A 25,544-nucleotide genomic window follows, 5' to 3' on the forward strand; every position below is an offset into this window, starting at 1 on the left:
AAGACCGCCACCGCTCGGCGCCCCGAGCTTGCAGGCCAACCATTCGCGCGGGGCGTCAAACCTTCGTCGAAACGGTAACCAAAACACAAAACTCCGGGCGAAGGCCCGGCGCCCCGCCCAGCCCTCCATAAACTTCGCAGCGAAAGCGCGAAGATGACGCCGCATGTCTGTAGCCTTCCGCCGCCCAACCCCTTAAATGCCGCCTGCTGACGAAAACGAGCCCCCCTTGTCCCTCGACGACTTCCAAAGCGACCTTCCGCAGGATCTCCAGGACGGCCTGATCGCCGTTGGCGAGGCCGCGCGCGATCTGCGCGAGCCCTGGTGGATCTTCGGCGGGGCGGCCATGGCCCTGTACGGCCTGACCGACCTGCATGTGCCCGACATCGACGTCCTGTGCGCTCCGCGCGACGCCCGCGCCCTGCTGGCGGCGCTGGGCGGCCAGGTCGTGCCCGACCCGGGCGAAGGTCTGTTCCGCTCGGCCGTCTTCGGCCGCGCCCCGGACCAGCCGATCCTGGTCGAGGTCATGGCCGATCTGGAGACCCGCGACGGCGCCGAATGGCGGCCGGTCGCCTTTACCTCGCGCCATGCCGTCTTCATCGACGACGTCCCGCTGTTCGTGCCCGACATCCGGGACCATATCGCCCTTTATCGCCTGTTCGGCCGCCCCAAGGATCTGGCGCGGGTCGAACAGCTTGAACGACTGATCGCCTGATGCCCTTCCCCTTCGAGATTTCCGCCAAAGAGGGCCGCGCCCGCACCGGCGTGCTGAAGACCGCGCGCGGCGACATCCGCACCCCCGCCTTCATGCCGGTCGGCACGGCCGCGACGGTCAAGGCGATGACGGTGGACCAGGTCAAGGCGACCGGTGCCGACATCATCCTGGGCAACACCTATCACCTGATGCTGCGCCCCGGCCCCGAGCGGATGGAGCGTCTGGGCGGGCTGCACAAATTCATGGGCTGGGACAAGCCGATCCTGACCGACAGCGGCGGCTTCCAGGTCATGTCCCTGGCCGGGATTTCAAAGGTGAAGGAAGAGGCCGTGACCTTCTCCTCCCACATCGACGGCTCCAAACACGTTCTGACGCCCGAACGCTCGATCGAGATCCAGGCCGACCGGATCGGCGCCGACATCTCGATGCAACTGGACCAGTGCGTGGCGTATCCGGCCGAGAAGGACGCGGCCCGCAAGGCCATGGAACTGTCGATCCGCTGGGGCGCCCGCTCCAAGGCCCGGTTCGGCGAGCGGGAAAACCAGGCCCTGTTCGGCATCCAGCAGGGCTCGACCTTCGAGGACCTTCGTCGCCAGTCGTCGGACCAGCTGCGCGAGATCGGCTTCGACGGCTACGCCATCGGCGGTCTGGCCGTGGGCGAAGGCCACCAGGCCATGTGCGAGGTGCTGGACTACGCCCCCGAGATGCTGCCCGCCGACCGTCCCCGCTATCTGATGGGGGTGGGCAAGCCGATCGACCTGGTCGAGGCGGTGTATCGCGGCGTCGATATGTTCGACTGCGTCTTGCCCACCCGCGCCGGCCGCCACGGCCAGGCCTGGACCTGGGACGGCCCCCTGAACCTGAAGAACGCCCGCTTCGCCGAGGACCAGGATCCGCTCGATCCCACCATCGACGGCCCGTCATCGCAGTATTCGAAGGCCTATCTGCACCACCTGATCCGCGCCGACGAAATCCTCGGCAAGGTCCTGCTCAGCTGGCACAATATCGCCTTCTACCAGGCCCTGACCGCCGCCATGCGCGCCGCAATTTCGGAAGGCCGATTCGAACAGTTCCGCCGCGACTTCCATGCGCGGCATGTGTCGAACTGACCCCCGGAACCATTTGATGCGCGTCGAGAAGTCAGGCTTCCACGCCTACAACACCTATCTGGAAGAGACGCCCCGCGACGCGGGGAACGAGACGGCCCTGCACCGCCACGTCATCATCATCGGCGGCGACAAATATTCCTTCTTCGCCCACTGGTCCGGCAAGTTCGCGCACAAGGGCGAACGGATCTCGTTCGACTGGGACTGGGACCGGACCGGCGAGTTCCGCAACATCGACAAATCGTCCTTCGAGGCCTTCGCCAAGGACGGCGCGGTACAGATCAGAGGCGATCGCACCGACAAGCGCCGGCCTGCCGGCAGACGTTAGATCCTGTCGGTCGTGGGTCGAACGGCCAAGCCGCCCCTACCGCTTCGGCCGGAACCAACTCGGCGCCGCCGGCGGGGCGCAATTCCGCTGCATCCCCATCCCCTTCAGAAAGGCGCGCCGCATCCGCCCCGACTGGATGGCCGACTGGACATGGCGGCTATGCTGATCGGCGCCGCTCAGGCGGCGGATCCAGCTTCGTCCGGGAATGAAATCGGTCGTCGTCCCGCGGATGGCGTCCAGCGCCGCCTTGGCCGCCGCATCGGCCGCCTGTTCGCTGCGGTACGAGCCGTCCTGGCGCGGCGGTTCGTCCGTATCCGGCCCCAGGGCCTCGTCCAGCCGCGCCACCTCGGCGCCGATGGTCGAGCACTGGTTCAGATTACGCAGGTCATAGGGATTGGCCTCGGCCTGCAGCAGAACCGTCGGAATCAGCTGACGCCGCAGGTTGAAATCGTCCAGCGGGGCGGTGACGGCGTCGCCCAACCCCGCCCCGACCTGTTCCGCGCCGCTCATGGCCGAACGCCCGGCGTTGCAACCGGCGAGCAGGACGGCCGCGAGGGCCAGAGGGAGGATTGGCTTCATCCGGCTCTTAGATCACGCCCGGCCGTCGCGATCAAAACCCCCACGCCCTTCGGCGGCGTCTATCCGCGATCAGGCGGCCAGATCCCGCGCCATCAGCATCGCCCCATCCAGCCCGGCGTGCTCACGCTCGGCCGCCACCAGATAGCCGCCCTCGCCCATCACCACCGCCGATCCATAGCCGTTGACCCGGCGTCGCGCCGCCGCCTCGACCTCGGCGATCAGGCCCGGCGTGGACATGACGCCGCCGCCGAACACGATCCGATCCGGCGCCCAGGCGAACACCAGGCCGGCGACCAGTTGCCCCAGATAATCGGCGACCGCCGCCCGCACCGCATCCGCGTCTTCCAGGCGTCGCCCCGCCAGCCGCGTCTGCACCGCCGGCCCCGCCGCCAGCCCCTCGACGCAATCGGCATGGAAGGGGCAGGCGCTGGGCTGGACGTCGCCCTCGGCCCGGCGCACGAACAGATGACCGATCTCCGGATGCAGCGCGCCCTTCAGCGTCCGGCCGTCCGCGCACAGGCCGCCGCCGATCCCCGTGCCCACGGTGACATAGGCCACGGCCCGCGCCCCACGGCCCGCGCCCAGTCGGGCCTCGGCCACGGCGGCGGCGTTGACGTCGGTGTCCACGGCGAAGGGGGCGTCCAGACGGTCGGCCAGGATCCTGGCCAGATTGAACCCGGTCCAGCCCGGCTTGGGCGTGGCCAGCATCAGCCCGCGCTGGGGCGAAGCCGGATCGACCACCAGAGGCCCGAAGCTGGCGACGCCCAGCCCGGCGACCGGCCGTTCGGCCGCCGCGGCGACAAGCGCCTCGACCGCCGCCTCAGGCCGCCCGGTCGCAAACCGACCCTCGTCCAGCACGACGCCCGCCGCATCGACGATGCGCCATACGATCTTGGTCCCGCCGGTCTCGACCGCGAAGAAGACGGGCTGGCTCATCGGGGGGGCTCCGCAAAAGGGAGAAATGGTACGTCCTCTCGGGCTCGAACCGAGGACCCTCTGATTAAAAGTCAGATGCTCTAACCAACTGAGCTAAGGACGCACCGTGCGACGTTCAGGACTGGCCCGAACCGTCGAAGGGCGCCTTCTGTTGCAATCCGCTCTTCCGGTCAAGACCGGGTCTGCTACTCAATGCGTATGAAACCGCTGAACGGACTGCGCATCCTGGAGTTCGACGGCCTGGGGCCGGTGACTTTCGCCGGCCTGATGCTGGCCGACATGGGGGCCGAGGTGCTGCGTCTGACCCGCGCGGCCTCGGCGGGCGCCCCCGTTTTCGCCGAGGTGGGCGGGGCCCTGCTGCATCGGGGGCGGTCCGCCGTGCCCGTCGACCTGAAGTCCGACAGCGACCGCGAGCGAATCCTGCGCCTGGTCGATGGCGCAGACGCGGTGATCGAGGGATTTCGGCCCGGCGTCATGGAGCGGCTGGGCTATGGTCCCGAGGTTCTGCACGCCCGCAACCCGACCCTGGTCTTCGGTCGGGTGACAGGCTGGGGCCAGACCGGGCCGCTGGCCGACGCCGTGGGGCACGACCTGAACTATATCGGCCTGTCGGGGGTGCTGCACGCCATGGGCGAGGCGGACCGCCCGCCGCCCCCGCCGCTGAACCTGGTCGGCGATTACGGCGGCGGGGCCATGATGCTGACGACAGGGGTGCTGGCGGCCCTGCTGGAGGCCAGGACCACGGGACGGGGCCGGATCGTGGACGCCGCCATGACCGACGGCGCGGCCCTGTTGGGCGGCCTGTTCCAGGCCCTGCGCGGCCAGGGGCTGTGGAGCGAGCGCCGCGGAGCCAACCTGCTGGACGGAGGCGCGCCCTTCTATCGCTGCTACGCCTGTCGGGACGGCGGCTTCGTCGCGGTCGCGGCGCTGGAGCCGCGCTTCTACGCCGCGCTGCTGGCGGGCCTTGGGATCAATCCGTCCGAAGCGCCTCAGCATGACAGGACCGGCTGGGCCGCCCTGCACGACCGGTTCGCCGGCCTGTTCGCGGCGCGGGACCGGGACGACTGGACGACGCATTTCGCCGGGACCGAGGCCTGCGTGACACCCGTCCTCAGCCTGGCGGAGGCGCCGGATCATCCGCACAATCGCGACCGGGCGACCTTCCGGAACGGCCTGCCCGGCCCTGCGCCCCGCTTCGACGGCGCCGAACCGCCAACGCCGACCGTCCCGCCCCTGACCGCCCTGGGTGAGGCGGCCTGGAGCAAGAGGCGGGATGACCCCTGAAGTTTTCCGCGCTATGGGAACGAGGCGGCGCCGAGGGCGTTGCAACGGACGATATCCGGGGAACTATTTCTGATGAGACGCTCGATCTTCGTTCTGACCGCGACGGCGCTGGGCGCGCTGGTGCTTGCGGGCTGCGACGACTACCAATCGAGGTCGCAGGACGACTACGCCGACGCCCCTCCTGTCGAAGAACAGGCTCCCGCCGCCGAGGATTCGGCCGAGCCGGTCGTCGCACCTGAAGTGACCGATCCGGCGCCGGCGCCCGCGCCAGCCCCCCTTCCGCCGGAAGAGCGGACGTCCGAACAGTCGGTTCAGCCGGAAAGCGAAACCCTGTTCTACTGAGGCGCGCCGCTTCGCCGCCACATCAGGATGCAAGGGCGTACCGAGACGCCGACTTGGAGTCCGCGCCCTTGACGAAAGCTAGAGTTTGACGTTCCGGCCCACCCTGTTTCTCGCTGCCCTGGCGACCTGCAGCCTTTCCGCCCAGGCCGCCTCAGCCGATCCTCGCGCCCAGATCCGCGGCGACATGGACGCCGAACTGCGCCGCATGCTGGAACGCGCGGTCGGCGAGGTGGACGGGGCCCCGGAAAGCCGTTTCGAAGCCCGCCGCCGCGCCCAGGGCGCCCTGTCGGCGGCCGAGGCCCTGCTGCGTTCCGAGGCCTATTACCAGCCCGTCCTGGAAGACGTGGTCGAGGGCGAGGATCGGCCGTCGGCCATCGTGGACGTCCAGCCTGGCCGCCGGTTCCTGCTGACCCAGCCCACAATCACCTGGACCGATCCCGCGCCCGACGCCGAAAGCGCCGCCGACGCCCTGGAGGCCATAGGCCTGAAGGCGGGAGCCCCCGGACGGGCGGTGGACGTCATCTCCGGCGAAGGCCGGGCGGTCGCCACCCTAGTTCGCGACGGCTACGCCGACGCCAAGGCCGATCCGCGCCGCGTCGTGGTTGATCACGCCGCCTTCACGGTCGCCCCGGAATACCGCATCGACTCAGGCCGACTCGTCCTGCTGGACGGCGTGGTCATGCCCCGGACCGGTCGCACCAACCCGGCCTGGGTCGCGGGCCTGGCCCCCTGGACCGAGGGCGATCGCTATGACCCCGACCAGGTGGCCGAACTGGAACGCCGGCTGCTGGACACCGGGGTGTATGACGGGGTCGGCGTCGCCCTGGCGCCCGTCGACCAGACCAACGCCGACGGGCATCGCCCCATCATCGTCAATCTGCAGGACCGGCCGCGCCGCGTGCTGGAGGCCGGCGCCACCTGGTCCACGGCCGAGGGCGCGGGGGTCGATCTGATCTGGACCCGCTACAACCGTTTCGGCCGCGCCGACACCCTTCGGCTGGAAACCCGGCTGGCCGATATCGACAGCCGGATCGGCGCCGACCTGTCCCTGCCCCACTGGCGCAAGCCGGGCCGGACGCTGAAGCTGAGCGCCGGCGTGGTCAAGGAAGACACCGACGCCTACGACCGCACCGCCCTGGTGCTGGCCGCCGAACTGCAGCAGCGGATCGGCAAGACCTCCTACTTCAACTATGGGGTCGGGCTGGACGCTGGCCGGTACAACGAGATCCGGTACGACTACACCTCCATCCCGCCCCGTGCGGTCAGCTTCGATCGCGATCTGGCCATCATCACCGGGCGGACCAGCGCCTATATCGACAACTCCAACGACCCGTTGAATCCGACCCAGGGCTGGCGCGTGACCGCCTCGGTCCAGCCGACCGCCGTCACCGGCCAGGACACGATCCTGTTCCTGCGCGGCGAAACCCAGGCCACGGCCTATCTGCCGCTCCAGGACGGGGCGCGCACGGTTCTGGCCGGCCGTCTCCGCATCGGTTCGATCATCGGCGGCGGCGAGCTGAGCGTGCCGTCGGACCGTCTGTTCTACTCGGGCGGCGGCGGGTCGGTGCGCGGCTACTCCTATCAGAGCGTCAATCCCAAACTGCCCGACCTGACCCCGCGCGGCGGCCTGTCGCTGTTCGAGACCTCGCTGGAGGTGCGCCGTGACATCGGTCAGAGCTTCCAGGCCGTGGCCTTCGTCGATGCGGGCGCCGTCGGCTTCCAGGAGACGCCGAACCTGACCAACATGCGGTACGGCGCGGGCCTGGGCGTCCGCTACAAGCTGCCGTTCGGTCCCATCCGTGCCGACATCGCCGTGCCGCTGGACAAGCGCGAGGGCGATTCCGCCTTCCAGATCTACATCAGCATCGGGCAGGCGTTTTGACCGAAGCCCCGCCCGAAAACACGCCAGACGCCGCACCGCCGGAAGAATCCGCGGCCGAGGTTCGCAAGAAGCGCAGCCTGCTGCAGCTGTTGGCCCTGGTCGTCGGCGGCGTGGTCGGCGGCCTGCTGGTGCTGCTGGTCATCGCCCTGATCGGCGGGCGGATGTACATCGTCTCGGACGGCGGGCGCGACCTGGTGACCGGCTTCGTCCAGGGTCAGAAGATCAGCCGCTATGGCCGGATCAACGTCTATGGGCTGAAGGGCGACCTGTTCGACGACTTCACCCTGGACCGGGTCACGGTGACGGACCGGGACGGCGTCTGGCTGGACGCCCGCAATGTCCGGGTCGACTGGTCCTACTGGCCGTTGATCACCCGTCGGTTCCACGCCACCGACATCAGCGCCGAGGTGATCCAGCTGGTTCGTCGGCCGGTTCTGGACGCTCCCAGCGGCGAACCCGGCGGCCCCCAACCCATCGACGTCGATATCGACCGCTTCTCCGCCAAGGTCGAACTGCTGGAAGGCTTCTCCAAGGAATACGGCCGCTGGAACCTGACGGGCGACGTCGCCCTGCCGCGACGCGGGGCCAAGACCGCGACCGTCAACGCCGACAGCCTGAACCGTCCCGGCGACTATCTGCGGCTGGCGGCGACCTTCGGCGGCAAGCTGGAAGAGACCCGCGTCAATCTGCGCGCCAATGAGGCTCAGGGCGGGCCGCTGGCCGGATCCCTGGGCTATTCGCCCGACCTGCCCTTCTCGGCCGTGGCCTTGGTGAACGCCGACATGGTCCACGCCAAGGTCCAGACCGGACAGTTCACGCCCCTGACCGTCGATGGCCGGTTCGGCGAAGACGGATCGCGCGTCTCGGGCTTCTTCGACTTCAGCGGATCGGACCTGTTCGAACCCTTTGTTCAGCGCGTGGGCCGCACCGCCCGGTTCGGCTTCGCCATGGTGCCAGCCAAGGACAAGGCGTTCCAGGGCGTGGGCTGGAAACTGATGTCGGACAATGTCGCGTCCGAGGCCCGCGGTCTGATCCGCATGTCGGATCGCAGTTCGCCTGATGGAATCAGGCTGGATCTCCAGACCGTCTCGCTGAGCCGTCTGGTCGGGTCCGACGTCGGCGGGCCGGCCGCCTATTCCGGACTGTTCAAGGGCGACGCCGAGACCTGGACCCTGGAAGGTCAGGCCAGCCTGCTGAACGCCAATCTGGCCAGCTATCGCGCCACCCGCCTGGCCGGTCCGCTGAACGTCCAGGTCAAGGACGGCCGGATCGATCTGGACGGGGACATCCGCGCCGTCGGAGGTTCATCCGAGGGGCTGATCGGCGGCCTGCTGGGCGCGACGCCGCGCGTGCAGATGGAGGCCGCCCGGATGAAGGACGGCGCCCTGTTGCTGGAAAAACTTGATCTTCAAGGCCAGGGGCTGACGCTGAAGGGCTCGGGCTCGCGCAATCTGCTGGGCGGCATGGGCTTCCGCGGCGATGCGCAACTGACCGACGCCTCGCGCATCCTGCCCGACGCCAAGGGCGCCTTTGGCGGTCCGGTCCGCGCCTCGTCGGCCAAGACCGGCGCGCCCTGGGTGCTGACCTTCGACGGCCGGGGCCGCAATCTGACGGTCGGGATGGACGAGCTGAACCGGCTGCTGGGCCGCACGCCCCGCCTGCAACTGACCGGCAAGCTGAATGGGAACCGGATCGAGGTGGATCGCGGCGAACTGACCGGAGCGGCGGGCCGCGCCGGGGCCAAGGGCCTGATCGAGACCGACGGCCGGCTGCGGCTGGCGCTGGACTGGAACGCGCGCGGCCCCTTCGCCGTGGGGCCGGTCGAGATCGGCGGCGACATGAACGGGCGCGGCGCCCTGACCGGCACATTGTCCCAGCCGCGCGTCGATCTGACCGCCGGATTCGACACGGTCACGGCCGGCGCCCTGACCCTGACCCAGGCCGACCTGATCCTGAGTTTCCGCAAGGGCGCGGATGCGTCGGACGGCCGGATCACCGTGACCAGCGGTTCGAACTACGGCCCGGCCCGGGCGTCCGGGAACTTCTTCCTGGGCGGGCGGCGGATCCGGCTGAGCGATCTGGACGTCAACGCCGGCGGAGTGACCGCCCAGGGGGCGATCGCCCTGTCCAACAACGTCCCCTCCAGCGCGGACCTGACCTTCACCGCCCGCACCGGCGCCTTCCTGGCGTCGGGCGAGGCCAACGGCCGCATTCGTCTGACCGAAGGCGGCGGATCCGAAAGCGCCATTCTGGACGTCAACGGCCGCAACATCCGCCTGGCCGGCCAGAGCTGGAACATCCGCACCATCGACCTGGACGGCCGCGGCACGCTGGACAACCTGCCCTTCACCCTGGCGCTGGACGTCGGCGGCGGCGTCCCGGCCCAGTTCAACGGCACAGGCGTCTATTCGCGGCGCGGGGCCGCCCAGACCCTGACCCTGCGCGGCGGCGGCCGGGTGCGCGAGGTGGCCTTCACCACCCGCAGCGCCGCCATGATCACCCTGAACGGCCAGAGCCGGACAGCCCATCTGGACCTGGGCGTCGGCAGCGGCGTGCTGCTGGCCGATCTGCGTCAGGACGCGCGCACGGCGATCATCCAGGCCGACCTGACCAGCGTGGACCTGCAGACCCTGTCGCCCAATCTCCGCGGCCGCGCCACCGGGCGGGTCGCCCTGCGCGGCGCGGGCGACGACCTGTCCGGGGCGGCCAACGTCACCCTGGCGGATGTCCGCAGCATCGACGCCCCTAGCGGGCTTTCGGTCGACGGCCGGCTGGACGCGACCCTGATCAACAACAGCCTGACGATCAAGGCGACGGCGTCCGACGAGGGCGCGGTCCAGGCGGCGGCCGATGTCGTCCTGCCGGTCGAGGCCTCGGCCGCCCCGCTGCGTCTGGCCATCGCCCGCCAGCGGCCCATGTCCGGCAATGTTTCGATCAACGGCCAGATCCAGCCGATCTGGGACCTGTTCCTGGGCGGCGACCGCAGTCTGGCGGGCCAGGTGGCGGGCCAGGCGACCCTCGGCGGCACCCTGGCCGCGCCGCGCCTGAACGGCCGGTTCGACCTGACCCAGGGCTCCTATCGCGAGAAGGCGGTCGGCCTGGTCCTGGGCGACCTGACCTTGAGGACAAGCTTCGACGACACCACGGCCCTGATCGAGACCTTCACCGCCAATGACACCGCCGGCGGCACGGTCGCCGGCCAGGGCCGGATCGGGCTGCGCGAAGGCTCGGGCTCGACGGCGCAGTTGAACCTCACGCGGTTCCGGGTCATCGACAACGATATCGGCGAGGCCCGCGCTTCAGGTCCGATCACCATTGTTCGCGGTCAGGACGGCAACATCCAGCTGTCGGGCCAGATGAATATCGACGAGGCCCGGATCGAGCCGGAAGTGCCCGGCGCCACCGGCATCGTCTCGATGGACGTGGTCGAGATCAATCGCCCCGGCGGCGATCCGGTCGAGACCGAGGCCCGTCAACGCGGGCCGCAGATCGGCATGGACATCGCCCTGCGCTCGACCGGCGGCAAGGTGCGGGTCAGCGGCCGCGGCCTGAACGTCGTGCTCGACGTCAACGCCCGGGTGCGCGGCACCATCGCCCAGCCGCAACTGACCGGCACGGCCAATGTGGTTCGCGGCGATTACGAGTTCGCGGGCAAGCGGTTCATCTTCAACGACACCGGCCGCGTGACCCTGTCGACCGATCCGAAGCAGATCCGCCTGAACCTGTCGGCGACGCGCGAGGATACGGCCCTGACCGCCTCCATCGCCGTGACCGGCACGGCCGACCAGCCGAAGATCGCCCTGACGTCCACCCCCGCCCTGCCCCAGGACGAAATCCTGTCGCAGGTGCTGTTCGGCCGTTCGGCCTCGCAACTGTCGCCGTTCGAGGCGGCGCAACTGGCCGCCGGGGTCGCGGCCCTGGCGGGCGGCGGCGGCTTCGACGTGATCGGGAACCTGCGCGAACTGGCCGGGCTTGACCGTCTGTCCTTCGGCGGCCAGGCCTCGGCCGTGACGGTCGCCGGCGGTCGCTACATCACCGACAACGTCTATCTGGAGGTCATCGGCGGCGGCGAAGGCGGAGCGGCGGTCAAGGTCGAATGGCAGCCGCGCCGCAACCTGGCCATCAGTTCGCAGTTCGGCGGTCAGGGCGACACCAGCCTGTCGATCCGCTGGCGCCGCGAAAGCCGCGAAGCCGGCCAGCGCACCGACCGCCGCCCGAACCGGAACTAAGCCTCAGCCGCCCGACGTGCCCCACGCGACCTTCACCTTTGGCCCCGCGACGGCTAGGGTCCGGCCGATGCGGATTCTGACCACGGACCAGGCCGTCCTCGACCACGTCGCCGCGCGACGCGAGGCGATTATCGGCCGCACCATCGACTGGGCGAACATCAACTCCGGCAGCCGCAACGCCGCCGGTTTGAACGCCGTGCTGGACGCGCTGGAGGCCGTAGCCAGGGCCCTGCCCGGCGCCGTCGTCGAACGGATCGCCACCCAGGGCTCCACCACCGTCGCCGACGACGGCTCGGTGCGGACCGAGGCTCACGCCGACGCGCTGAAGATCACCGCCCGTCCCGAGGCGCCGATCCAGGTCGTCCTGACCGGCCACTACGACACCGTCTTCCCTGCCGACAGCCGCTTCCAGACCGTCACGACCCGCGCGGACGGCGCCCTGAACGGCCCCGGCGTCGCCGACATGAAGGGCGGGATCAGCGTGCTGCTGGCCGCGCTGGACGCCTTCGAGACCCACCCCGAAAAGCACGGCGTCGGCTGGACCGTGCTGCTGAGCCCCGACGAGGAGATCGGCTCGCCCGCCTCGGCCCCGCTGCTGGCCGAACTGGGCGCGCGCGGCCATGTGGGCCTCACCTATGAACCGGCCCTGGCGGACGGCACCCTGGCCGGTGCGCGCAAGGGCAGCGGCAACTATCATCTGATCGTGACGGGCAAGGCCGCCCATGCCGGCCGCGCCTTCGAAGAGGGCCGCAACGCCATAGCGGGAGCGGCCATGATCGCCGCCGCCCTGCACGGGCTGAACGGCCAGCACGAGGGCGTCACCGTCAATGTGGCCAAGATTTCGGGCGGCGGGGCCCTGAACGTCGTCGCCGACAACGCCGTGGTGCGGTTCAACGTTCGTGTGCCGGACAAGGCCGCCGCCGACTGGATCGACGCCTCGGTCCGCGCCATCGCCGCCACGCCGCCGTTCGAGGGTCTGACCCTGGACCTGCACGGCGGCTTCACCCGTCCGCCCAAACCGATGGACGCGGCCCAGACCGCCCTGTTCGAGGCGGTGAAGGAAGCCGGCGCCCTGCTGGGCCAGCCCATCGCCTGGAAGCCTTCGGGCGGCGTCTGCGAAGGCAACAACCTCCACGCCGCCGGCCTGCCCAATATTGACACCCTGGGCGTCCGCGGCGGCGACATCCATTCGGACCAGGAGTTCGCCTGGCCCGACAGCTTCGTCGAACGCGCCCAGTTGAGCGCGCTGATCCTGTGCAAGATCGCCTCGGGCGAGATCGACGCGGCCAAACTGAAATCCCTGCGGATGGAAACCCTCTGAATGCTCGTCGTCCGTCCCGCCGGCCCCGCCGATCTCGACTATCTGCTGGAGCTGGCCATCCTGTCCGGCCCCGGCTTCACCAGCCTGCCGGAAGATCCCGACGCCCTGGCGGAAAGGCTGGAGCTGAGCCAGGCCAGTTTCCGGGGCGAGGTGACGCACCAGGAGGCCTGGTACACCCTGATGCTGGAAGACGGCGACACCGGCGACATCGACGGGGTCGGATCGGTCAAGGCGACCGTGGGGCTGAAACGGCCCTTCTTCTCGTTCCGCATCGTCAACAACACGGCCTCGTCGCCGTCCCTCGGGGTCAAGCTGGATCACCAGACCCTGGTGCTGGTCAATGAATGCACCGGCTGGACCGAGGTCGGGTCGCTGTTCCTCAAGGCCGATCGGAGGAAGGGCGGCGCGGGCCGTCTGCTCAGCCAGTCGCGCTATATGCTGATCGGCGCCCAGCCTGAACTGTTCGCCGAAAATGTGCTGGCCGAACTGCGCGGCGTCTTCTCGCCCGACGGGGCCTGCCCGTTCTGGGACCATGTGGCGCACAAGTTCTTCCCGATGGAGTTTGATCACGCCGACCGGATGAGCGGATCGACCGACAAGCAGTTCATCCTGGACCTGGCCCCGCGCCACCCGATCTATACCGAGTTGCTGCCCGAGCCGGCGCGCGCCGTGATCGGCAAGGTCCACCCCCAGGGCGTGCCGGCCATGGCCCTGCTGGAAAGCGAAGGCTTCCGGCCCAACGGTCTGGTGGACATCTTCGACGCCGGTCCGACCGTGTCGTGCGGGCGCGACAATATTCGCACCGTGCGCGACGCGCGCCGCCTGACGGTCGAGATCGCCGACCGGGTCGAGGCCGAACTGCCGGCCCTGATCTCGACCGACAGCATCGCCGCCTTCCGCGCCGTCCGCGCCAAGGCGGACATCGACGGCGACACGGTTCGCATCGGCGCCGAGACCGCTGCGGCCCTGAAGGTGGGCGCCGGCGCCAGCGTGCGGGTGAAATCGTGATGAGCGGACTGGAATAGAGCCATGACCATTTTCAACTCCATCGACCCCGCCACCGAAGCCGTGAACTGGGAAGGCGAGGCCGCCAGTCCGGTTCAGGTCCAGGCCGCCGTGGACGCCGCCCGCGCCGCCTTCCCCGCCTGGGCCGACGCCCCACGCGCCGACCGCATCGACGCCGTCAAACGCTATCAGGCCGTGCTGAAGGACCGCGCGCCCCAGATCGCCGAGGCCATCGCCCGCGAGACCGGCAAGCCCCTGTGGGAGACGAAGACCGAGGCCGCCGCCATGATCGGCAAGGTCGACATCTCGATCCGCGCCTATGACGAACGCACCGGCGAACGGACCAGCGACACCGCCTTCGGCCGGGCCACCCTGCGTCACCGCCCGCACGGCGTGGCGGCGGTGCTGGGCCCGTTCAACTTCCCCGGCCATCTGCCCAACGGCCACATCGTCCCGGCCCTGCTGGCTGGCGACACCGTCGTCTTCAAGCCGTCGGAAGAGACGCCCCTGGTCGGCCAGGTGATGGCCGAGGCCTTCGCCGCCGCCGACCTGCCGACCGGCGTGGTCAATGTCGTCCAGGGCGGACGCGAGACCGGCGCGGCCCTGCTCGACGCCGGGATCGACGCCCTGATGTTCACCGGCTCGGGCGCGGCCGGCGCCCATTTCCGGCGCAAGTTCGCCGACGATCCGCACGTCATCCTGGCGCTGGAGCTGGGCGGCAACAATCCGCTGGTCGTCTGGGATGCGGCAGACGCTGAGGCGGTGGCCGGCATCGCGGTCCAGTCCGCCTTCATCACCACGGGCCAGCGCTGTTCGTGCGCCCGACGCCTGATCGTGCCGGAGGGCGCGCAGGGCGACGCCATCATCGAAGCCATCGCCGCCCTGTCCGATCGGCTAGTGTTCGGGCCTTGGGACAGTAATCCCGAACCCTACGCCGGACCGCTGATCTCAGCCCGGGCCGCCGAAGCGGCATTGAAATCGCTGCAGGAACGGATCGACGCCGGAGCCAAGGTCATCCGCGCCTCGGGTCCTGTCGCCAACCTGCCCGGCGCCTTCGTCAAACCGGCCATCATCGACGTGACCGGGATCGACGTTCCCGACGAGGAGATGTTCGCCCCCTTCCTGTCGGTGATCCGCGTCCCGACGTTCGACGCCGCGATCCAGGCGGCCAATGCGACCCGCTACGGTCTGTCGGCGGGCCTGGTCAGCGACGATCCGAAAAACTGGGACCATTTCATTCGCCGCATCCGGGCCGGCGTGGTCAACTTCAACCGTCCGACCACCGGCGCGGCCGGCGACATGCCGTTCGGCGGCCTGGGTGCCAGCGGAAACCATCGGCCGTCGGCCTATTACGCCGCCGACTACTGCGCCTATCCGGTGGCCAGCTTCGAGGCGGACGCGGTCGCGAACATCGAGGGCGAGATCAAGGGGTTACGGTCGTGAGTCCTTCTCCCCTTGCGGGAGAAGGTGGCCCGCGCAGCGGGTCGGATGAGGGGTTTCTCCCTGCCGACCGCCTGCGTGACCCCTCACCCGCTCGCGCCAGGACGACGGCTTGCGCCGTCGTGCGCGACCTCCCTCTCCCGCAAGGGGAGAGGGCCGAATGACCCACGCCATCGAAGCCAACGCCGACGGCCTGATCGGACCGACCCACTCCTACGCGGGCCTGTCGCCGGGCAATCTCGCCTCCAGCCTGAACAAGGGCGAGGCGTCGAACCCGCGCGCGGCGGTGCTGCAGGGGCTCGACAAGATGAAGACCCTGGCGGACCTGGGCCTGCCCCAGTTCGTCTTGCCGCCGCATGAGCGGCCGAACATTCCCTTCCTGCGGACCCTGGGCTTCACCGGCTCGGACGCTCAGGTGTTGGAGCGGGCCTGGAAGGACGCGCCATCCTTCGCCGCCGCCGCCTGTTCCGCCTCGCCCATGTGGGCCGCCAACGCCGCGACCGTGACGCCCAGCGCCGACGCCGCCGACGGCCGGGTGCACTTCACCCCGGCTAACCTGGTCACCAACCTGCACCGGTCACTGGAACACCAGCAGACAAAACGGGCGCTGGACGCCCTCTTCCCCGATGGCGACCGGTTCGCCGTCCATGACGCTCTGCCCTCCGTCGCCCATCTGGCCGACGAGGGCGCCGCCAATCACGTCCGCCTGTGCGCGGAACACGGCGCGGCGGGCGTCAATCTTCTGGTCTGGGGTCGAGAGGCGTTCGAGCCCTGGGACGGCCCCTACCCCGCCCGCCAGACGCGCGAGGCGTCGCAGGCCGTCGGTCGTCGCCACGGCGCCAGCGGCGTCGTCCTGGCCCAGCAGTCAAAGGCCGCCATCGCCGGCGGCACCTTCCACAATGACGTGGTCTGCGTCGGGGCGCGGGACACCCTGTTCTTCCACGACCTCGCCTTCGAGGACACGGCCGGAACCCAGGCGGCCATCCGTCGCGCGGCCGAAGGCCTGTTCGACCCGATCTTCGTCGAGGTGTCGTCCGCCGACCTGCCCCTGGCCGACGCCATCAGCAGCTACCTGTTCAACTCGATGCTGATCCAGATTCCGGGCGAGGACCGCCTGACCCTGATCTGTCCGACCGAGACCCGCGAGAACCCGCGCAGCCATGCGGTGGCGCAATCCCTGGCCGCCTCCAACGGTCCCATCGGCCAGGTCCGGTACGTCGATGTGCGCCAGTCGATGCGCAACGGCGGGGGGCCGGCCTGCCTGCGCCTGCGGGTCGTGCTGACCGAGGCCGAGCTGGCCGCGACCAACCCGGCCATGCGCCTGACGGACGCGCTGCACGCTCGGCTCAAGACATGGGGCGAGCGCTGGTACCGCGACGAATTGCGCCCCGCTGACCTCGCCGATCCGGCCCTGCTGGACGAGAGCCGGAGCGCGCTGGATGAACTGACGGCGATTCTGGATTTGGGCGGCGGCTTCTATCCGTTCCAGCGGCCCTAGGCCGCGAACCGCCCGCCCTTGGACGCATAGGCCTGAGTCCCACGCGTGAAGACCTGATCGCTGGGCAGGACGGTCTCAATCGGCAGGTCTACCTGGCCCTTCAAGGCGTCATAGACGGGGCCGAAGTCCTTCAGCGTCTCGTCCTTCAGCGCTTCCAGGCTGTCGATGACGAAATAGACCTGCTGGAAGTCGTCGATCCGGTACAGGGTCCGCATCACCCGCTCCAGATCGAAACCCAGCCGGTTCGGCGACGGATCTTCCAGCGCAAAGACGCTTTCGGTCGCCGACGAGACGATGCCGGCGCCGTAGATGCGCAAGGCTCCGGCCTCCTGCATCAGGCCGAACTCGACCGTGTACCAGTAGAGCCGGGCCAGGTTCGGCAGCATGCCCAGACCGGCGGCGCGCTGTCCGCCCTTGCCGTAGGCCTCCATATAGGCGGCGAAATCGGGGTCGGTCAGCATGGGCACATGGCCGAAGACATCGTGGAAGATGTCGGGTTCCTGGAGGTAATCCAGTTGGTCCGGTTTGCGGATGAACTGGCCCGAGACGAAGCGGCGATTGGCCAGGTGATCGAAGAAGACCTCGTCGGGCACCAGACCGGGCACGCAGACCACTGTCCAGCCGGTCAGGGCCTGGAGCTTGGGATTGATGATCTCGAAATCGGGAATGCCGCCTGCATTCAGGTCCAGCGCCCTCAACCCGTTCAGGAAGGCGTCACAGGCCCGGCCGGGCAGGATCTTCATCTGGCGGGCGTACAGCGTATCCCAGGTCTGGTGTTCGACCTCGGTATAGGCGGCCCAGTTCTGGGGAATGGTCCAGTCGGCGGCCGCGCCCTCGGGCGGTTGTTCGAAGACGTGTTCGAAGTCGGACATGGACGCTCCTCTTTGCCCCATCCTAACGCCCGGCGGGCGCCCCTTCCAAGTCTTCCTCAGTGAATGCCTTCATGCAGGGGGGCGTGATGGCCTTCGGCGTCGGTGGTGAACCAGCGCTGGGCGTCATCGGGCAGCAGGACGGACTGGCCGTCTTCCAGCACCCCCTCCGCCGCATAGGCGACGAAGCCGCCGTCCTCGCCCAGGGCGAAGACGCGGTAGAAGGGCTGGTCCGCCGCCACAGCGCCGGTTTCGACGGCGGGGCCGGCGTAGCCGTGATCGACGTCCATCACCACGCCGCGAAAGGCGTTGTCGCGGTGACGAACGATCTGGCCGATGGCGAAACGGGCCGTGTGAACCTGGGTCATGAGGTCTTGTTACGCTGGTGCGGATGACCGGGACGCCCACAGGTCCGTTCATCTTCCTGACAGAATGGCTTGGCGCGGACGATCTTCGCGGGCTAGGCTGATCGGGACGGGCGCCGCTTTGGACCGCCCACATCGGAATGACGGCCCATGCCGGAGACCCACGGCGCGCCCCGACGGCGCGACGAGCGGTCCCAGCCTTCCCGCGAGCGGGATGCGTCGGGTCGGGACGCGCCCCTGTATGGCGCGCTCGATCTGGGGACCAATAATTGCCGGCTGCTGATCGCGCGGCCGTCGCGCGACGGCTTTCGGGTGGTCGACAGCTTCAGCCGGATCGTGCGGCTGGGCGAAGGCCTGTCCCGCACGGGACGGCTGGACCCGCGGGCGATGGACCGGGCCTATGACGCCCTGGCCCTGTGCGCCGACCGGATCGTCAGGAAGGGCGTGGAGTCGGTTCGGCTGAGCGCGGTCGCCACCCAGGCCTGCCGCGCCGCCGAGAACGGCGCCGAGTTCATCGATCGTGTGCGCAAGGGCACCGGCTTGCGGCTGCGGATCATCGATCCGGCCGAAGAGGCGCGACTGGCGGTCGAGGGCTGTCTGAACCTGATCGATCCCAAGGCCGAGGCCGTGCTGATCATCGATGTCGGCGGCGGTTCGACCGAACTGTCCTGGCTGAAGCGGGAAGACGCCGACTGGAAGACCACCGCCTGGATGTCCGCGCCCCTGGGCGTGGTCACCCTGGCCGAGCGCCACCCGGAGCCGCAAGGCGCGGGCGAGGACTGGTACGAGGCCATGGTGAACGACATGGGCGCGGCCATTGCGGCGGGCGGGATCGAGGATGCGGCCATGATGGAGCTGTTCCTGGCGGACCGCGCCCATCTGGTCGGCACCTCGGGCGCGATCACCAGCCTGGCGGGCATTCACCTGAACCTGCCGCGCTACAATCGCGACCGGGTCGATGGGCTGTGGATGACGCGGAGCGAGTGCGAGGCGGCGGCCGAACGGCTGAAGGCCCTGGGCCCGGACGGACGGGCCAAGGAGGCCTGTATTGGACCCGATCGCGCCGATCTGGTCCTGGCCGGCGCCGCCATTCTGGAGGCCATACAGCGCGCCTGGCCGTCGGAACGGGTGCGGGTCGCCGACCGCGGTCTGCGTGAAGGCCTGTTGCTGCAGCAGATGCGCGAAGACAAGAAGCCGCCCAAGCGGCGCAGGCGTCGGCGGGGCCGAGGCCGGGGACCTGTGGCGACCTGAGCGTCAGCTCGCCGCCGCCAGCCGCACCGGCACGTCGATGTCGCAGACCGAGAAATCCGCCCCCTTGGCCTGACGCGCCTGATCGACCAGGGCGCGGAAGGTCGGCGAGGTGGTGTTCAGCATCTGCACCGCCGGGCGCTCGGCCGACGGCAGGTCAGACGCCAGGCGGACGCGGGTCATCCGGTCGGGATCGGTGACGACGCCGTCCGGATTGGGGCTGGCTTTCAAGGCGCGCACGACCTCAAGCCCGACGACGACGCGGCCCCAGACGGTGTAGCGCTTGTCCAGAGCCGGATAGGCCTGACGCATCAGGAAGAACTGGCTGTTGGCGGTGTCATTGCCCTCGTCGCGGGCCATGCCGGCGACGCCCGGGCAATAGAGACCCCAGCCATGCACCTTGCGGTCGGCCGTGCCCGCCATCAGGGCGTCGGGCTGGGTCTGGACCGGGAGGGAATGGTAGAAGCCGATCAGGGCCCCGGCCGGCGCGGCGGCGGGGGTGAAGGCCATGTCCGGTCCGCGTCGGAAGGTGAACTCGGCCTTCAGGTCAGGATACCAGCTCTGGCCGTCGCCGGTGCCCAGGGGGTCGCCGGTCTGGGCCATGAACCAGTCGATGACCCGGTGCCAGGCCAGATTGTCGTAGAAGCCGCGCGACGCCAGCAGCTTGATCCGCTCGACATGGGCCGGAGCGATCTCGGGCGCCAGTTCGACCAGAATCCGGCCCTTGGTCGTGTCGATGACCAGCAGATTGTCGGGCGCGACGGCGCGCCATTCGGTTGGCGCGGGCGGGGGCGGCGGCACGGCCGCCTGCTGCGCCAGAGCCGGACTGGCCAGCAGCGCCGCAAGGCCCGCCGCCATCAGCGTGTTTCGAATGGTCATCGCCCGGCCCTCCTCTGTATTTTGGCGATCAGCCGCCGACGACCTCGGCCACCGGTTGAACGTCGCAGATATTGAAGCTGCCGCCGCGCGCCGTGCGGGCCGCCGCGATCCGTTCGGCGAAGGCGGCGCTGGCCGGATTCAGCACACGGACGGTGGGCCGTTCGCCCTCCGGCAGGGCCGAGGCCATGCGGACCCGCGTCATGACGTCGGGGTTGGCGACCTTGCCGTCTTCGGCGTCGGAGCCTTTATTCAGCTTGTTCACCACGTCCAGGCCCGAAACCACGCGGCCGAAGGCGGTGTAGACGCCGTTCAACTGGTCCCGGTCGCCCATCATCAGGAAGAACTGGCTGTTGGCGCTGTCGGGCGCGCCGGCGCGGGCCATGCCCAGGACGCCGGGGCAGAACAGGCCGTGAGCCTCGACCTTGAAGTCGGCGGTGATCATCATCTGGGCGTCGGGCTGGGTCTCGACCGGCAGGACGCCGACCAGGCCGCGCACGCCCTGTCCCGCGTTCGGCACGGCGACGAAGCCGGCGTCACGCCCGCGGCGGAAGCTGAACTCGGCCTTCAGATCGGGCAGTTCGCTGCCGCCCTCGCCCGTGCCCTGGGGGTCGCCGGTCTGGGCCATGAAGTCGGGGATGACGCGGTGGAACTTCAGCCCGTCATAGAAGCCCTGGTTGGCCAGGGTGCGGATGCGTTCGGCGTGGGCGGGGGCGGCGACCGGCGTCAGCTCGACCAGGATCCGGCCCTTGGGGGTGTCGATGACCAGCAGGTTCTCGGGCGCGACGGTGCGCCAGTCCGCAGCGGGAGCCTGAACCTGGGCTTGGGCCACGGCCGGAGCCTGGGTCGCAACCGACGCCAGAAGAGCGGCGGCGGCCGCCGCGATCACACCAAGACGCATTGACGAACTCATCCTCTGTTCTTGACCTTGTCCCGCACGCGCGCGGCGATGGCGGGGCTGACGAAACTGTCGATCGCGCCGTCCAGACGGGCGATTTCCTTGACCAGCCGCGAGGCGATGGCCTGATGCCGGGGATCGGCCATCAGGAATACCGTCTCGATGTCCTGATTGAGGCGCTGATTCATGGCCGTCATCTGGAACTCGTATTCGAAGTCGGCGACCGCGCGCAAACCGCGAATGATGACATTGGCGTTCAGCTCTTCCGCGAAATGCATCAGCAGGGTCGAGAAGGGCTGGACCACGATGTCGCCGCCCAGGTTCGCCACCTCGGCCTGGAGCATCTCGACCCGCTCGGCCGTGGTGAACAACGGCCCCTTGTCGTCGTTCTGAGCCACGCCGATGACCACCCGGTCCACCAGCTTCAACGCCCGTTTGATGATGTCGGTGTGACCGTTGGTCACTGGATCGAAGGTGCCCGGATAGAGTCCGATGCGCATGGCGTGTCTCCCCAGCCTGTCGCCTGCTGTTCGGCGTGACTTAGCAGGTGCGAAAGGTTCGGCCTAGCAGGCCGTTGGCGTGGAGGCGTGTCGCAAAAACAGGGTGACAAGGCGCCAAAAGCGCCAAAGCAGGCGGGTGGACGGCGGGGCGGGTTTTGGCGTCACATCGGTCATCGCGCGATTTTACGCCCGCCGTAAACCCAGGCGCGCCGATTGCTGAGCTCGCTGACGGCGACGCTGAATTCATTAGGCTTTTCTTGCAGAATTAGGAGAGCTGGACCGCCAAGGGCAGCGGGTCATTGGCGGCCCAGGCGGTTTCGATCGCCGTCAGCAGGGTCGGATCGACGGCGAAAACCGTGTCGTCAACTGCCGTGATGGGACAGGCGGGGGTGGCGCTGTTGCACAGGAATGCGCCATCGAACCCCGCCAGTTCGGACACATGCACCGGGCGGGTCTGCGACGATAGGCCCAGTCCAGCCAAGCCGCGCTCGATCAGGACCTGGGTCACGCCCGCCAGCATCGGCGCCTGGGGCCAGACGATGCGATCCCCCTGGATGAAGCCGATGTTCCAGGTCACGCCCTCGGACACATGGCCTTGGTCATCGACGAACAGGGCGTCGTCGAAGCCCGCCGCCCGCACGGCCCGGCGCACGCGCGTCTGACCGAAGGTGGCGACGTGTTTCAGGTGGGGCGTCTCGCGGCCATGAGGCACAGCCGTCACCCGCATTTGGGTCGCCAGGGGCGGCGGGGGCGGCGAGACAACGGTCATCACCTTGGGGCGGCCGACGAAGGACGGATTTCGATGACCGATCTCGGGCGAGAACAGGCTGACGCGCATCCAGGCCTTGTCACGTCCCTCAACAGCGCGCGCCAACAGACGTCGGAACTCAGCCTCGCCGGGGCTTTCGCCGAACAGTTCGACGGCGGCCTGGTCAAGGCGGGTGAGGTGTAGATCCAGGCCGCGGACCGCGCCGTGCTCGACGCGGAAGGAGGTGTAGGCGCCGTAGTTGACCAGGGCCTGGTGGGCCAGGTCGTCAGGGCTGGCGGGAAGGCCGTCGATCAGGATGTCAGACGTCATGGCCGCTCCCCTCTCCTCCTTTCCTTCTCCCGTGGGGAGAAGGTGGCCCGAAGGGCCGGATGAGGGGTCCGCTGGTGGGCCAGTTCGCACCACCGTTCCCCTCACCCTTTCGCGCAAGACCGATCGCTATGCTCTCGGGCGCTCAAGCCCTCTCCCGGCGGGAGAGGGTGTGAACTTAGTCCTCGCCACCCTCTTCACTCGCGACGTCCGCCTCGTCCGTCCCGCCGCTTTCCGGCAGGCGTTCGACCGAGACGACCTTTTCGTCCTTGCCGGTGCGGAAGATGGTGACGCCCTGGCTGGAGCGGCCGACGATGCGGACCTGATCCATCCGCGTGCGGATCATCTGTCCGCCCGAGGTGACCAGCAGCAGGTCGTCCGTCTCCTCGACCGGGAAGGCCGCCGCCAGGCGCGTGCCGGCGCGACCGCCCAGGCCATGGGCCGTCAGACCCTGACCGCCGCGACCGGTGCGGCGATATTCATAGGCCGAGGACCGCTTGCCGAAGCCGGTCTCGGTGACCGTCAGGATGAACTGTTCGGCGGCGCCCAGTTCGGCGATCCGTTCGACGGTCAGAGCCGCGTCAGCGACCTCGTCTTCAGCCTCGGCCGGAGCCGGGACATCCTCTTCCGCCTCCGCGCCGGCCAGCGCCTTGCGCATGGCGTTGGCGTGCTTGACGTAGGCCGAGCGTTCTTCCGGCGTCGCATCGACGCGGCCCAGGATGGCCATGGAGATGACCTCGTCGCCGTCCTGCAGGCGCACGCCCCGGACGCCGGTCGAATCCCGGCCCTTGAACACGCGCACGTCGTCGGCCTTGAACCGGATCGCCCGGCCCAGGGCCGTGGTCAGCAGCACGTCGTCGTCGGCGGTGCACAGGCCGACGCCGACCATGCGGTCGTCGCCTTCCAGCTTCATGGCGATCTTGCCGGCGCGGTTGACGGTGGCGAAGTCCGACAGCTTGTTGCGGCGCACGTCGCCCGAGCTGGTGGCGAACATGATGTCGTAGTCGCCCCAGGTCGTCTCGTCCTCGGGCAGGGGCAGGACGTTCATGATGCTGTCGCCCGGCTCGATGGGCAGCAGGTTGACGAAGGCCTTGCCGCGCGACTGCGGATTGCCCAGCGGCAGACGCCAGGTCTTCAGCTTGTAGGCCTTGCCGTTGGTGGCGAAGAACAGGACCGGGGTGTGGGTCGAGGCGCTGAACACGCCGGTGATGGCGTCCTCGTCCTTCATCGTCATGCCGGACTTGCCCTTGCCGCCGCGATGCTGGGTCCGATAGGCGTTCAGGGCGACGCGCTTGACGTAGCCGCCGTGGGTGACGGTGACGACCATGTCCTCGCGCGGGATCAGGTCCTCGTCCTCCATCTCGCCGTCGCCTTCCCCGATCAGGGTGCGACGCGGCACGGCGAACTTGTCCTTCACGTCGATCAGGTCGTCGCGAATGATGGCCAGGACGTTCTTGCGGTCCGACAGGATGGTCAGGTGGCCCTGGATGGTGTCGGCTAGGCCGTTCGCCTCGCCGAAGATGTCGTCACGGCCCAGACCGGTCAGGCGCGACAGCGTCAGGGCCAGGATGGCGCGGGCCTGTTCGTCGGTCAGTTGCAGGCTGTCGCCGTTGATGACGACGCTGCGGGGGTCGGCGATCAGTTCGACCAGGGCCATCATGTCGCCGACGGGCCAGGGCTTGGCCTGCAGCCGTTCGCGCGCCTCGGTCGGATCGGCCGAGGAACGGATGATGTGGATGACCTCGTCGATATTGGCGACGGCGACGGCCAGACCGACCAGGACGTGGCCGCGGTCGCGAGCCTTGTTCAGCTCGAACTTGACGCGGCGGACGACGACTTCCTCGCGGAAGTCGAGGAAGATCTGCAGCAGGTCGCGCAGGCCCATCTGTTCGGGCCGGCCGTGGTTCAGCGCCAGCATGTTGACGCCGAACGAGCTTTGCATGGCGGTGTAGCGCCACAGCTGGTTCAGGATCACATCGCCCGAGGCGTCGCGCTTCAGCTCGATGACGATCCGCATGCCCTGACGGTCGGATTCGTCGCGGACGTCGGAAATGCCTTCCAGACGCTTCTCGCGCACCATTTCGGCGATGCGCTCGATCAGGGTCTGCTTGTTGACCTGATAGGGCAGTTCGGTGACGACGATGGCTTCGCGATCCTTGCGGATCTCTTCCACCGAGGCGCGGCCGCGCACGACCACCGAGCCGCGACCGTCGCGCAGGGCGTTGCGCGGCGCGGTTCGGCCCATGATCTCGCCGCCGGTCGGGAAGTCGGGACCGGGCACGATATCCAGCAGGGCGTCGTCGGTGACGTTGGGGTCGTCCAGCAGGGCCAGGGCCGCATCCACGACCTCGCCCAGATTATGCGGCGGGATATTGGTCGCCATGCCGACGGCGATGCCGCCCGCGCCATTGACCAGCAAGTTCGGAATCCGGCTGGGCAGGACGACCGGCTCCAGCTCCTTCTCGTCGTAGTTGGGCTGGAAATCGACGGTGTCCTTGTCGATGTCGGCCATCAGGGCGACGGCGGCCGGGGCCATCTTGGCCTCGGTGTAACGCATCGAGGCGGGCATATCGCCGTCGACCGAGCCGAAGTTCCCTTGGCCGTCGACCAGCATCAGACCCATCGAGAAGGGCTGAGCCATCCGCACCAGGGCCATATAGACCGAGGCGTCGCCGTGGGGGTGGAACCGGCCCAGCACGTCGCCGACCACGCGGGCGCATTTCGAATAGCTGCGCTCGGGCGTCATGTTCAGGTCGTGCATCGAATACAGGATGCGACGGTGAACCGGCTTGAGGCCGTCACGGGCGTCGGGAAGCGCGCGCGAGACGATCACGCTCATGGCGTAGTCGAGGTACGAACGCTTCAGTTCGTCCTCGATCGTGATCGTGGAAATGTCGGAGCCGCCGCCTCCCGGAACGATCGGAGTTGCGGCGTTTTCGTAGCTGTCGTCGGTCAAGGAAGCGTGGCTTTATGCGGCCGGAATCGGAACGTGATCCGCTGTGACGATTTCTAGCATTCCAGGGCCTCGGTGGCAAAGCGACGTCGCCGTGA

Annotated in this window: 21 protein-coding genes and 1 tRNA gene; 12 read left to right on the top strand and 10 right to left on the bottom strand. The window is 69.0% G+C overall.

All coding sequences use genetic code 11. The features are described 5' to 3' along the window. Window positions 1-226: 226 nt before the first annotated feature. From AC07NC_RS08095 to AC07NC_RS08105, 3 genes are read left to right on the top strand one after another with little or no spacing between them, the layout of a single operon-like run. Window positions 227-712, top strand: a complete 486-nt coding sequence (locus AC07NC_RS08095) for a hypothetical protein (RefSeq protein WP_494569195.1) — start codon at window positions 227-229, stop codon at window positions 710-712. Next, complete coding sequence (tgt, locus tag AC07NC_RS08100; protein ID WP_494569322.1) at window positions 709-1,821, top strand: tRNA guanosine(34) transglycosylase Tgt; 1,113 nt, start codon at window positions 709-711, stop codon at window positions 1,819-1,821. The genes AC07NC_RS08095 and tgt overlap by 4 nt, the downstream gene beginning before the upstream one ends. A 16-nt stretch (window positions 1,822-1,837) precedes the next feature. Then, a complete protein-coding gene (locus AC07NC_RS08105) occupies window positions 1,838-2,146 on the top strand; it encodes a hypothetical protein (protein WP_494569196.1) in 309 nt (102 codons plus the stop codon). A gap of 36 nt (window positions 2,147-2,182) precedes the next feature. On the opposite strand, the gene AC07NC_RS08110 is transcribed toward AC07NC_RS08105, so the two are convergent. From AC07NC_RS08110 to AC07NC_RS08120, 3 genes are all read right to left on the bottom strand, one after another. Continuing rightward, entirely contained in the window at window positions 2,183-2,725 is a 543-nt protein-coding gene (locus tag AC07NC_RS08110) for a hypothetical protein (protein ID WP_494569197.1), read from the bottom strand. Window positions 2,726-2,794: 69 nt separating this feature from the next. Beyond that, complete coding sequence (locus AC07NC_RS08115) at window positions 2,795-3,661, bottom strand: ROK family protein (RefSeq protein WP_494569198.1); 867 nt, start codon at window positions 3,659-3,661, stop codon at window positions 2,795-2,797. 26 nt (window positions 3,662-3,687) lie between these two features. Then, window positions 3,688-3,764, bottom strand: a tRNA-Lys gene (locus AC07NC_RS08120). An 89-nt stretch (window positions 3,765-3,853) separates the two neighbouring features. Between AC07NC_RS08120 and AC07NC_RS08125 the strand changes: the two genes are divergently transcribed. From AC07NC_RS08125 to astB, 8 genes are all read left to right on the top strand, one after another. After that, entirely contained in the window at window positions 3,854-4,945 is a 1,092-nt protein-coding gene (locus AC07NC_RS08125) for a CaiB/BaiF CoA transferase family protein (protein WP_494569199.1), read from the top strand. A 72-nt stretch (window positions 4,946-5,017) separates the two neighbouring features. Further along, window positions 5,018-5,287, top strand: coding sequence for a hypothetical protein (locus AC07NC_RS08130; RefSeq protein WP_008258639.1), 270 nt, complete (start codon window positions 5,018-5,020; stop codon window positions 5,285-5,287). An 85-nt stretch (window positions 5,288-5,372) separates the two neighbouring features. Continuing rightward, on the top strand, window positions 5,373-7,169 hold the full coding sequence (locus AC07NC_RS08135) for an autotransporter assembly complex protein TamA (protein ID WP_292149065.1): 1,797 nt from the start codon (window positions 5,373-5,375) through the stop codon (window positions 7,167-7,169). Beyond that, complete coding sequence (locus tag AC07NC_RS08140) at window positions 7,166-11,398, top strand: translocation/assembly module TamB domain-containing protein (RefSeq protein WP_494569200.1); 4,233 nt, start codon at window positions 7,166-7,168, stop codon at window positions 11,396-11,398. Before AC07NC_RS08135 ends, AC07NC_RS08140 begins: the two co-directional genes overlap by 4 nt. Window positions 11,399-11,465: 67 nt before the next feature. Continuing rightward, window positions 11,466-12,719: a hydrolase gene (locus tag AC07NC_RS08145; RefSeq protein ID WP_494569201.1), complete on the top strand. Its 1,254-nt coding sequence runs from the start codon at window positions 11,466-11,468 to the stop codon at window positions 12,717-12,719. Then, window positions 12,720-13,727, top strand: a complete 1,008-nt coding sequence (locus tag AC07NC_RS08150; protein WP_372705504.1) for an arginine N-succinyltransferase — start codon at window positions 12,720-12,722, stop codon at window positions 13,725-13,727. A gap of 21 nt (window positions 13,728-13,748) precedes the next feature. Further along, window positions 13,749-15,167 carry a succinylglutamate-semialdehyde dehydrogenase gene (gene astD / locus AC07NC_RS08155; protein WP_494569202.1) on the top strand — a complete coding sequence of 473 codons (1,419 nt, stop codon included), beginning with the start codon at window positions 13,749-13,751 and terminating at the stop codon, window positions 15,165-15,167. A gap of 157 nt (window positions 15,168-15,324) precedes the next feature. After that, complete coding sequence (astB, locus tag AC07NC_RS08160) at window positions 15,325-16,662, top strand: N-succinylarginine dihydrolase (RefSeq protein ID WP_494569203.1); 1,338 nt, start codon at window positions 15,325-15,327, stop codon at window positions 16,660-16,662. Here astB and phhA read toward each other — a convergent pair. Continuing rightward, window positions 16,659-17,534, bottom strand: coding sequence for a phenylalanine 4-monooxygenase (gene phhA / locus AC07NC_RS08165; RefSeq protein WP_008260790.1), 876 nt, complete (start codon window positions 17,532-17,534; stop codon window positions 16,659-16,661). The genes astB and phhA overlap by 4 nt on opposite strands. A 56-nt stretch (window positions 17,535-17,590) precedes the next feature. After that, window positions 17,591-17,899 carry a heat shock protein HspQ gene (gene hspQ / locus AC07NC_RS08170; protein WP_008263584.1) on the bottom strand — a complete coding sequence of 103 codons (309 nt, stop codon included), beginning with the start codon at window positions 17,897-17,899 and terminating at the stop codon, window positions 17,591-17,593. A gap of 147 nt (window positions 17,900-18,046) precedes the next feature. Between hspQ and AC07NC_RS08175 the strand changes: the two genes are divergently transcribed. Continuing rightward, complete coding sequence (locus AC07NC_RS08175; protein ID WP_494569204.1) at window positions 18,047-19,147, top strand: Ppx/GppA phosphatase family protein; 1,101 nt, start codon at window positions 18,047-18,049, stop codon at window positions 19,145-19,147. Between the two features lie 3 nt (window positions 19,148-19,150). Here the strand turns inward: AC07NC_RS08175 and AC07NC_RS08180 are convergent, their stop codons facing one another. The 5 genes from AC07NC_RS08180 to gyrA all read right to left on the bottom strand — a co-directional run bounded on the left by AC07NC_RS08180 (window position 19,151) and on the right by gyrA (window position 25,449). After that, window positions 19,151-20,023: a peptidylprolyl isomerase gene (locus AC07NC_RS08180; RefSeq protein WP_492073166.1), complete on the bottom strand. Its 873-nt coding sequence runs from the start codon at window positions 20,021-20,023 to the stop codon at window positions 19,151-19,153. Window positions 20,024-20,051: 28 nt separating this feature from the next. Then, on the bottom strand, window positions 20,052-20,921 hold the full coding sequence (locus AC07NC_RS08185; protein ID WP_494569205.1) for a peptidylprolyl isomerase: 870 nt from the start codon (window positions 20,919-20,921) through the stop codon (window positions 20,052-20,054). Window positions 20,922-20,929: 8 nt separating this feature from the next. Further along, complete coding sequence (gene coaD / locus AC07NC_RS08190) at window positions 20,930-21,418, bottom strand: pantetheine-phosphate adenylyltransferase (RefSeq protein WP_008263176.1); 489 nt, start codon at window positions 21,416-21,418, stop codon at window positions 20,930-20,932. 265 nt (window positions 21,419-21,683) lie between these two features. Continuing rightward, complete coding sequence (locus tag AC07NC_RS08195) at window positions 21,684-22,496, bottom strand: aminotransferase class IV (protein ID WP_494569206.1); 813 nt, start codon at window positions 22,494-22,496, stop codon at window positions 21,684-21,686. A gap of 175 nt (window positions 22,497-22,671) precedes the next feature. Continuing rightward, on the bottom strand, window positions 22,672-25,449 hold the full coding sequence (gene gyrA / locus AC07NC_RS08200) for a DNA gyrase subunit A (RefSeq protein WP_494569207.1): 2,778 nt from the start codon (window positions 25,447-25,449) through the stop codon (window positions 22,672-22,674). Between the last annotated feature and the right edge of the window lie 95 nt (window positions 25,450-25,544).

This window comes from Brevundimonas sp. GW821-FHT10A07 (genome assembly GCF_059415785.1).